Annotated in this window: 10 protein-coding genes; 1 reads left to right on the top strand and 9 read right to left on the bottom strand. The window is 70.1% G+C overall.

Features of this window, described 5'->3' with window-relative positions; genetic code table 11:
* From A5673_RS28665 to mihF, 5 genes are all read right to left on the bottom strand, one after another.
* Window positions 1-91, bottom strand: a 91-nt coding sequence (locus A5673_RS28665) for an S-adenosylmethionine synthetase N-terminal domain-containing protein (RefSeq protein ID WP_156748522.1), incomplete at its 3' end; no start/stop codon positions are given.
* A 90-nt stretch (window positions 92-181) separates the two neighbouring features.
* Entirely contained in the window at window positions 182-1,444 is a 1,263-nt protein-coding gene (coaBC, locus tag A5673_RS22980) for a bifunctional phosphopantothenoylcysteine decarboxylase/phosphopantothenate--cysteine ligase CoaBC (protein ID WP_068237961.1), read from the bottom strand.
* Between the two features lie 19 nt (window positions 1,445-1,463).
* A complete protein-coding gene (gene rpoZ, locus A5673_RS22985; RefSeq protein WP_068237963.1) occupies window positions 1,464-1,787 on the bottom strand; it encodes a DNA-directed RNA polymerase subunit omega in 324 nt (107 codons plus the stop codon).
* Window positions 1,784-2,461, bottom strand: a complete 678-nt coding sequence (gene gmk, locus A5673_RS22990) for a guanylate kinase (protein ID WP_068237965.1) — start codon at window positions 2,459-2,461, stop codon at window positions 1,784-1,786. Before gmk ends, rpoZ begins: the two co-directional genes overlap by 4 nt.
* Before the next feature lie 58 nt (window positions 2,462-2,519).
* Window positions 2,520-2,837 carry an integration host factor, actinobacterial type gene (gene mihF / locus A5673_RS22995; RefSeq protein ID WP_003407240.1) on the bottom strand — a complete coding sequence of 106 codons (318 nt, stop codon included), beginning with the start codon at window positions 2,835-2,837 and terminating at the stop codon, window positions 2,520-2,522.
* Between the two features lie 468 nt (window positions 2,838-3,305).
* On the opposite strand from mihF, the gene A5673_RS23000 reads away from it, so the two are divergent.
* Window positions 3,306-3,728 carry a molybdopterin-binding protein gene (locus A5673_RS23000; RefSeq protein WP_068237967.1) on the top strand — a complete coding sequence of 141 codons (423 nt, stop codon included), beginning with the start codon at window positions 3,306-3,308 and terminating at the stop codon, window positions 3,726-3,728.
* A gap of 120 nt (window positions 3,729-3,848) precedes the next feature.
* Here the strand turns inward: A5673_RS23000 and pyrF are convergent, their stop codons facing one another.
* From pyrF to A5673_RS23020, 4 genes are all read right to left on the bottom strand, one after another.
* Entirely contained in the window at window positions 3,849-4,676 is an 828-nt protein-coding gene (gene pyrF / locus A5673_RS23005; protein WP_068237969.1) for an orotidine-5'-phosphate decarboxylase, read from the bottom strand.
* Window positions 4,673-8,026, bottom strand: coding sequence for a carbamoyl-phosphate synthase large subunit (carB, locus tag A5673_RS23010; protein ID WP_068237974.1), 3,354 nt, complete (start codon window positions 8,024-8,026; stop codon window positions 4,673-4,675). Before carB ends, pyrF begins: the two co-directional genes overlap by 4 nt.
* Window positions 8,027-8,132: 106 nt before the next feature.
* Window positions 8,133-9,251, bottom strand: coding sequence for a glutamine-hydrolyzing carbamoyl-phosphate synthase small subunit (gene carA, locus A5673_RS23015; RefSeq protein WP_068237977.1), 1,119 nt, complete (start codon window positions 9,249-9,251; stop codon window positions 8,133-8,135).
* Window positions 9,248-9,745, bottom strand: coding sequence for a transporter (locus A5673_RS23020; RefSeq protein ID WP_068237979.1), 498 nt, complete (start codon window positions 9,743-9,745; stop codon window positions 9,248-9,250). Before A5673_RS23020 ends, carA begins: the two co-directional genes overlap by 4 nt.
* Window positions 9,746-9,755: the final 10 nt, after the last annotated feature.

Below are 9,755 nucleotides of genomic sequence, written 5' to 3' on the forward strand. Positions count from 1 at the left end.
CCAGAACCGAGTCGCTGATCGCATCACAGATCTTGTCGGGATGCCCTTCCGTCACCGACTCACTGGTAAACAGCCGACCCTTTTCGCTCACAGTCTCTACCCTTCCAATAGTTAGTTAGTCGAATAATATCTTCCGGCGTCAGCCGGCGCCCGCGCGGGCGCCGTAGCGAAGTAAACCCCGTTACCCGCTGTGGCCGTGCAGGAACGCCACGATCGCGTCCACGATACGACTGGCCATCAGCGTCTTGGAGCCGTGCGGCAGCGCCGACTCGGTGCCGTCGGAAGCCAGCAGCCAGCCGTCGTTGCTGTCCACCTCGAACGCCTTGTTGTCGCCGACGGCGTTGACCACCAACAGGTCGCATCCCTTGCGCCGCAGCTTGTCCCGCGCGTGGAACAGCACGTCGCCTTCTGCGTCGCCGGTCTCGGCGGCAAACCCCACGATGGCGCGCATGTTGGGCAGCTGCCCGTGCGCGCGCGCCCGCACCGCGCCGGCCAGCACGTCGTCGTTGCGCACCAGTTCGATCGTCGGCGCCGCGGTGTCCTCCTCGGCGCGCTTCTTGATCTTGGCGGCGGCGACCTGAGCGGGCCGGAAGTCGGCGACCGCGGCGGCCATCACCAGCACGTCGGCGGCGGGCGCGTGCTTGGACACCGCCTCGCCGAGTTGCTGCGCGGAGCTGACCTGCACCACGTTGACGCCGGCGGGGTCGATCAGGCCGGCGGTGTGCCCGGCGATCAGGGTGACCTCGGCGCCGCGCTGGGCGGCGACCCGCGCGACCGCGTAGCCCTGCTTGCCGGAGCTGCGGTTACCGATGAACCGCACCGGGTCGATCGGTTCGCGGGTGCCGCCGGCGGTGACCAGCACCCGGCAGCCGGCGAGGTCGTAGGGCAGCGCGTCGTGGCGCTCCAGCAGCAGCTGGGCCAGGGTGGTGATCTCCTCGGCCTCAGGCAGCCGTCCCGCCCCGCTGTCGGCGCCGGTCAGCCGCCCGTACGCGGGTTCCAGCACGACCGCGCCGCGCCGGCGCAGCGTGCCCACGTTGTCGGCGGTGGCCGGGTGCAACCACATCTCGGTGTGCATCGCCGGCGCGAACAGCACCGGGCAGCGCGCCGTCAGGAGCGTGGCGGTCAGCAGGTCGTCGGCCCGGCCGGCCACGGCCCTGGCCAGCAGGTCGGCGGTGGCCGGCGCCACCACCACCAGATCGGCCTGCTTGCCGAGCTGGACGTGCGGCACCTCCGGAACGTCGTCGAAGACGCCGGTGCGCACCGGGTGGCCCGACAGCGCCTCGAAGGTCGCGGCGCCCACGAAGCGCAGCGCGGACTCGGTGGGGATGACGCGGACGTCGTGGCCCGCCTCGGCGAGCTGGCGAACGACGGTGCATGCCTTGTAGGCGGCGATGCCCCCGGAGACGCCGACGACGACCTGTTTGGCGGTCCGCTCGCGGTCCACAGCGCGCCCGGCCCGCCTGTTACTCGCCCTCGGTGTGTTCGAGAAGGTCGGCGTGGATCTCGCGCATCGCGATGGACAGCGGCTTTTCCTGCAGCCCGGGCTCGACCAGGGGACCGACGTACTCGAGGATTCCCTCGCCGAGCTGGTTGTAGTAGTCGTTGATCTGGCGGGCCCGCTTGGCCGCGTAGATCACCAGGGCGTATTTGCTGGACACCCGGTCCAGCAGCTCGTCGATGGGCGGGTTGGTGATGCCCAGCGGGGTGTCATAGGCGGTCTGTCCGCCTGCCGACGGATCGAACTGGTCCACGGCGGTCAGCGTCGCGTCGGACTGGGGAATGCTCACGTAGGTCTATCTCCTGGCGGATTGGAGTCGATGGAATCTGGTGTGGCTGCGGCCATGCCCGGCGCAGTTCCCACCAGCAAGGATACCAATTCGGCGCACGCAGACTCCAATCGACTGTTGACCACCACCTCGTCGAAGTCGTTTTGGGCCGCCATTTCGACGCGGGCGGTGTCGAGGCGGCGGCGGATGGCCTCCGCTGTCTCGGTGCCGCGGCCGACCAGCCTGGCCCGCAGGTCCTCCCAGCTGGGCGGGGCGAGGAACACGGTGGTGGCCTCGGGCATCGCCTTCTTGACCGCCCTCGCCCCGGCCAGATCGACCTCGATGAGCACGGGCAGCCCGGACCGGGTGGCGGCCCGCACCGGGTCGGCCAGCGTGCCCGACCGATGCAGCCCGCCGTGGATCTCGGCCCATTCCAGCAGGGCACCGTCGTCGATCAGTTGCTGGAAGCGGGCGGGGGTGACGAAGTGGTAGTCGACCCCGTCCACCTCGCCGGGCCGCGGTGCCCGAGTGGTGGCCGACACGCTGAACTGCAGATTGGGGATCCGCTCGCGCAGACACCGCACCACGGTTGACTTGCCGACCGCGGAGGGACCGGACAGCACGACCACACGCCCCTTGCCGGTTGGCTCGGGGCGTGCCCCCTGCGCGACGTCCGGCCCCTCGCCGGCGCTCACTGGCGCCCTTGAGTCGGTGCCCCCACAGGCCGTTCGGCCTGCATCGTCGCCGGGTTGGTTAGGCGGAGCCGAACTTTTCCAGCAAGGCCTTGCGCTGCCGGTCGCCGAGGCCGCGCAGGCGGCGGGTGGGGGCGATCTCCAGCTCGGTCATGATTTCCTGCGCCTTGACCTTGCCCACCTTCGGCAACGCCTCGAGCAGGGCGGACACCTTCATCTTGCCCAGGACTTCGTCGCTCTCGGCGTCCTTGAGTACCTGGGTGAGGTTGGTGCCGCCGCGCTTGAGGCGGTCTTTGAGCTCTGCTCGCGCGCGACGAGCGGCAGCCGCCTTCTCCAAAGCGGCCGCGCGCTGCTCGTCGGTCAACTGGGGAAGGGCCACGATTCCTCCGTATCTGATCAATCGATAATCGATCTCGTTTTGTCTCTGCCGGGTACTTCAGCCAGCGGAGATGACCGTACTCAGCCTTCCTGACGAAATCTAACCCGCCCCCCTGGTTAATTGTGCAAATGTGCAGCGTGGACCCCGCGGGCGAGCCCGGTGGGGGGTCCTCGCGGGGCCGCGGAGACGGGCCCGGCGGGGCACCATTTCCGGCGCGAAATCGGCTGTTCGACGGTCCCAGAAATGGCGTCTGACGTGCAGTTTTAGGCTTACGGCTGCGTCCGGCACGGCCCGGCGCGAACAGCCATGCGCGGCCGTGCCGAAGGGCCGCAAGTCGGGGTGCGGCGGATCACGCATTTTTCCGTGGCGTGTCGCGCGTGTCGCGCCCGCCGACAACCGGCAGGTCGGCGGCCCGTGCGCAGCGATGTTTCAGGGAACGCCCAGCCAAACATCAGTTACGATCGAGCCGTGCCGAACCTGCGCATCCGTCAGGCGGCTGAGCTGCTCGGAGTCAGCGACGACACCGTCCGGCGGTGGATCAACCAGGGCACGCTGTCGGTGACCAACGACGCGGCCGGCCGGAAGGTCATCGCCAGCGAGGATCTGGCCGAGTTTTCGCGTTCCAACGCGCCGAGTCCGCCGCCGGATCCCCTGAGCATCGGCAGCTCGGCCCGCAACCGGTTCGTCGGCCTGGTCACCCGGGTGGTCAGCGACAAGGTGATGACGCAGGTCGAGATGCAGTGCGGCCCCCACACCGTCGTCTCGCTGATGAGCACCGCTGCCGCGCAGGAGCTGCACCTGCAGCCCGGCAGCGTGGCCGTGGCCGTCGTCAAGGCCACCACGGTGATCGTGGAAACCGCGCGGCCCAGCACGGCCATCGCCTCCGACTGAGGCGGTTCTCGTCCCGAGGCGTGTGCGCGCACGGCTTTGAGTGCGCGCCGGCGGCGCAAAAACGGGTCAATACACGCCTTCAGCTCACAATGAAAGCCAAGATTTCACACTCGGCGCGGCCTAGAGGGCTCCCAGGTACGCGACGGCGTCCAGCATCCGCTCGCCGGCCGCGCGCAGGTCGGAGACGTCCGGCCCGGCCCGCAGCACCTCACGGGCCACTGCCGGCAGCAGCTGGCCCGGCGCGGCCCCGCCCAGCCCGCTGAGCGCCTCAGGGCGGCCGCCCTGCACGCCCACGCCGGGCACCAGCACCGGCCCGCCCAGCTCGCTGACGTCGGGCGCCTCGAACACCGTGGCGCCGAGGACCACGCCGACGTATCCGGGCTCGACGCCGGTGGCGGACCGGTTGACGACGGCCGCCTGGTCGACGATCAGCTGGGACACCGTCCGGCCGTCAAACGTCGCGCGCTGAACCGTGCCGCCCTCCGGGTTGGACGTCGCCGCCAGCACGAACACCCCCCGGTCGGTGGCCGCGGCGGCCTCCAGCAGCGGCCGCAGCGAACCGAACCCCAGGTAGGGCGAAGCGGTCACCGCGTCGGCGGCCAGGGGCGAGTCGCCGGCCCACGCGGCGGCGTAGGCCGCCATCGTCGTCCCGATGTCGCCCCGCTTCGCGTCGGCGAGCACCAGCACCCCGGCCGAACGCAGCGCCGCGATGGTGCGCTCCAGCACCGCGTACCCGGCGGCGCCGTACGCCTCGAAGAACGCCACCTGCGGCTTGACGACCGCGAATCCGGCGAACGCCGCGACGCAGGTCTCGCAGAACGCGGCCAGCCCGTCAGCGGTGGCCGGCAGGTCCCACGAACGCAGCAGCTCGGGGTGCGGGTCGATGCCCAGGCACAGCGGCCCGCGGGCCAGCTTCGCCGCGGCCAGCCGGGCGCCGAAGCCGGTCATTGCGGGCCGCCCCCCGGCCCGATCGCGCTGTGCAGCTCCTGCAACGACCGCACGCCGATGTCGCCGCGGATCCCCGCCTCGATGCCCTGCACGGCGGCCGAGGCGCCCTGCACCGTCGTGACGCACGGGATGTTGACCGACACCGCGGCCGAGCGGATCTCGTAGCCGTCGATGCGGGGGCCGGAGTTGCCGAACGGCGTGTTGATCACCATGTCGACCTCGCCGGCCTTGATCGCGTCGACCGCGGACATCGCGGGCCGGCCGTCCTGCGGCGGCTCGAAATGCTTGCGGACCTCGTCGCAGGGAATACCGTTGCGGCGCAGCATCTCCGCGGTGCCCTCGGTGGCCAGCACCCGGAAGCCGAGGTCGGCCAGCCGCTTGACCGGAAACACCAGTGACCGCTTGTCCCGGTTGGCCACCGACACGAATATCGTCCCGTTGGCCGGCAACGATCCGTAGGCGGCGGTCTGGCTCTTGGCGAAGGCGCTGCCGAAGTCGCGGTCGATGCCCATCACCTCGCCCGTCGACTTCATCTCCGGGCCGAGCAGCGAGTCGATGGCCGCCCCGTCGACGCGGCGGAAGCGGTGAAACGGCAGCACGGCCTCCTTGACCGCGATCGGGGCCTGCGGCGGCGCGTGGGCACCGTCCCCGGAGGCCGCCAGCATGCCCTCGGTGCGCAGCTGGGCGATGGTGGCGCCCAACATGATCCGGGCACAGGCCTTCGCGAGCGGGATCGCGGTCGCCTTGGAGACGAACGGCACGGTGCGGCTGGCCCGCGGGTTGGCCTCGAGGACGTAGAGCACGTCGTCCTTGAGCGCGTATTGCACGTTGAGCAGCCCGACGACGCCGATCCCGTGCGCGATGGCCTCTGTCGCGCGGCGCACCTTGTCGATGTCGCTGCGCCCCAGCGTGACCGGCGGCAGCGCGCACGCCGAGTCGCCGGAGTGGATGCCGGCCTCCTCGATGTGCTCCATGATGCCGCCGATGTAGACCTCGGTCCCGTCGCACAGCGCGTCGACGTCGATCTCCACCGCGTCCTCGAGGAAGCGGTCGACGAGCACCGGGTGTTCGGGCGAGAGCTCGGTGGCGCGGGTGATGTAACCCTCCAGCGTCGCCTCGTCGTACACGATCTCCATGCCGCGGCCGCCCAGCACGTAGGAGGGCCGCACCAGCACCGGATAACCGATCTCGTCGGCGATCCGGCGGGCCTGGGCGAAAGTCGTTGCCATGCCGTACTTCGGCGCGGGCAACCCGGCGGTGGCCAGCAGGTCGCCGAAGGCGCCGCGGTCCTCGGCCAGGTCGATGGCCTCCGGCGGGGTGCCCACGATCGGAACGCCCGCGTCGGCCAGGCGCTGCGCCAGCCCGAGTGGGGTCTGGCCGCCCAGCTGCACGATGACCCCGACCACGCCGGGCCCCGAGCCCGCCGACTGCTGTTCGGCGCGGTACACCTCGAGGACGTCCTCGAACGTCAACGGCTCGAAGTAGAGCCGGTCGGCGGTGTCGTAGTCGGTGGACACCGTCTCCGGGTTGCAGTTGACCATCACGGTCTCGAAACCGGCCTGGCTCAACGTCGTTGCCGCGTGCACGCAGCTGTAGTCGAACTCGATGCCCTGGCCGATGCGGTTGGGCCCGGACCCCAGGATCAGCACCTTGGGCCGCTCGGTCTGCGGGGCCACCTCCGTCTCGGCGGCCGGGTCGAGTTCGTAGCTGCTGTAGTGGTAGGGCGTCTTGGCCTCGAACTCCGCCGCGCAGGTGTCGACCGTCTTGTACACCGGGTGGATGCCGAGGCGCTCGCGCAGCGAGCGCACGCCGTCCTCCCCCGCCAGCTCCGGCCGCAGGGCGGCGATCTGGCGGTCCGACAGCCCGCTGTGTTTGGCCCGGCGCAACAGGTCGATGTCGAGCACCGGGGCGTCCACCAGCTCGGCGCGCAGCTTGCCCACTTCGCCGATCTCGGCCACGAACCACGGGTCGACGCCGCTGGCCTCGGCGACCTGCTCGGTCGACGCGCCGAGCCGCAGCGCCAGCTCGATGTCGTAGAGCCGGCCCTCGGTCGGGGTGCGGAGCCGGTCGAGCACCTCGTGGACGTCCCCGTCCGGGTCCGGCTTGGTCCAAAAGCCCGCGCGGGTGGTCTCCAGCGACCGCATCACCTTGCCGAGCGCCTCGACGAAGTTGCGGCCCAACGACATTGCCTCGCCAACGGACTTCATCGTGGTGGTCAGCGTGGGGTCCGCCCCGGGGAATTTCTCGAACGCGAACCGCGGCGCCTTGACGACCACGTAGTCGAGGGTGGGTTCGAAGCAGGCCGGCGTTTCCTTGGTGATGTCGTTGACGATCTCGTCGAGGGTGTACCCGATGGCCAGCTTCGCGGCGATCTTGGCGATCGGGAAGCCGGTGGCCTTGGAGGCCAGCGCGCTGGACCGGGACACCCGCGGGTTCATCTCGATGACGATCAGCCGGCCGTCGACCGGGTTGATCGCGAACTGGATGTTGCAGCCCCCGGTGTCCACGCCGACCTCGCGCAGGATCGCGATGCCCAGGTCCCGCATCCGCTGGTATTCCCGGTCGGTGAGCGTCATGGCCGGCGCGACGGTGACCGAGTCACCGGTGTGCACGCCCATCGGGTCGAAGTTCTCGATCGAGCAGACGACGACCACGTTGTCGTTGCCGTCGCGCATCAGCTCGAGCTCGAATTCCTTCCAGCCGTAAATCGATTCCTCGATCAGCACGTTGGCGCTGGGGCTTTCGGCCAGGCCGGCGCCGGCCATCCGGTCGACCTCTTCGACGGATCGCGCCATGCCGGACCCCAGGCCGCCCATCGTGAAGCTGGGCCGCACCACGACCGGCAGCCCGAGTTCCTCGACGGTCTCGCGGACCTCTTCCATCGTGAAACACACTCGGCTGCGGGCCGATTCACCGCCGACCTTGGCGACGATGTCCTTGAACATCTGCCGGTCTTCGCCGCGCTGGATCGCGTCGATGTCGGCGCCGATCAGCTCGACGCCGTGGCGCTCCAGCGCCCCGTTCTGGTGGAGCGCGACCGCCGTGTTGAGCGCGGTCTGCCCGCCCAGCGTGGCCAGCAGCGCATCGATCTTGTTGCCCCGCTCGGCCTGCTGGGCGATCACCCGCTCGACGAAGGCCGGGGTGATCGGCTCGACGTAGGTGTGATCGGCGTACTCGGGGTCGGTCATGATGGTGGCCGGGTTGGAGTTGATCAGACTGACCTGCAGCCCCTCGGCGCGCAGCACCCGGCAGGCCTGGGTGCCGGAGTAGTCGAATTCGGCGGCCTGCCCGATGACGATCGGCCCCGAGCCGATCACCAGCACGTGGTTGAGGTCGGTGCGCCGCGGCATTACCCGCACCTCCGGTGCTCCTGGGCGCGAGGGTGCGCAGTTGTACAGGAATTACGGCGTGTCGCCGTACAAACGCGCACGCTCGCGGGAGAAGTGGGGGATGTGGTCACTGCTGGCCCGCCATCAGGTCGATGAAACTATCGAACAGGTACTCCGCGTCGTGCGGGCCGGCGGCGGCCTCGGGGTGGTACTGCACCGAAAACGCCCGTCCGTCGGCGAGTTTGACGCCCTCGACCACCCCGTCGTTGGCACAGGTGTGGCTGACGATCGCCGGGCCGAACGGCGTGTCGAAGGACTGGCCGGCCTCCCCCTCCAGCGCGAAGCCGTGGTTCTGTGCGGTCACCGCGACCCGGCCCGTCGCATGGTCGATCACCGGGATGTTGATGCCGCGGTGGCCGAATACCATCTTGTAGGTGGAAAGGCCCAGCGCCCGGCCGAGGATCTGGTTGCCGAAACAGATGCCGAACAGCGGGATTCCGGCGCCCAGCACCTCGCGGGTGAGCGCGACGACGTGGTCGGCGGTGGCGGGGTCGCCGGGGCCGTTGGACAAAAACACCCCGTCGGGCCTGATCTCCGCGATCTGCTCGAAGGTCGCCGACGACGGCAGCACGTGGCTGCGGATGCCGCGCCGGGCGAAATTGCGCGGGGTGTTGGTCTTGATCCCGAGGTCCAGCGCGGCAACGGTAAATCGCTGCACCCCTTCCGGTTCCACGACGTAGGCACCTTCGGTGCTGACCTCGCCCGCCAGGTCGGCGCCCAGCATCGACTGCTGGCCCCGGACCCGGTCCACCAGCTCGGCCGGCTCGGCCAGCGACTCGCCGGAGAAGACGCCGGCCTTCATCGAGCCCCGGCTGCGCAGGTGCCGCACCACCGCCCGGGTGTCGATCCCGGCGATCCCGACGATGCCCTGGCGGACCAGCTCGTCCTGCAGCGTCCCGGTGGCGCGCCAGTTGGAGGCGCGCGGCGACGGGTCGCGCACCGCGTAACCGGCGACCCAGATCTTGTCGCCGCGGCTCTCGGCGTCCTCGTCGTTCCAGCCCGTGTTGCCGATCTGCGGTGCGGTCGCGACCACGATCTGGCGGTGGTAGCTGGGGTCGGTCAGCGTCTCCTGATAACCGGACATGCCGGTGGAAAAGACGGCCTCCCCCAGTGTTTGGCCGATCTTGCCGAACGGCGTCCCGGTGAAGACGCGGCCGTCCTCGAGGACCAGTAGCGCCTTGTTCACGCGGCCTCCTTCACCCAGGCGTCGTATTCGTCGCGGTGGTTCGCCCGAAACCCGGTGTCGATCTCGGGGCCCGACGGCAGCCGCCAGCGGATCGCCAAAATCCCGATGCGGGCCACCACCTTGCCCGCGATGCCGCGCTCCATGCGGATCGCCGCGATCGACTCCCGTGGTATCCAGATCGGTTTGGCCCGAACGCGTTCCAGCAGGACCCCCTCGGGGTAGCGCGTCAGCACCGCCTTGCTGCGATAGCCGAGGTCGCCGGCCGTGATGCGCTCGTTCCACGAGGGCGCCATCGTGCAGCCGCAGTACACGCCGCGGGTGGTGACGCTCGCGGTGCCCAGCGTGTCGGGCACGTCGGGCAACTCGCCGATCAGCTCCTGCTGCCGCTGGGCGCGGCGCCGCCAACCGCGCATCATCAGCTGGATGAGCACCGCGATCGCCACCACCAGCACCGCCGCAAAGATCAGCGACCCCACCAGCGTGCCTGAGTTCATGCCGGGCTCT

Source organism: Mycobacterium sp. E3198, from assembly GCF_001667015.1.
Classification (GTDB): Bacteria; Actinomycetota; Actinomycetes; order Mycobacteriales; family Mycobacteriaceae; genus Mycobacterium.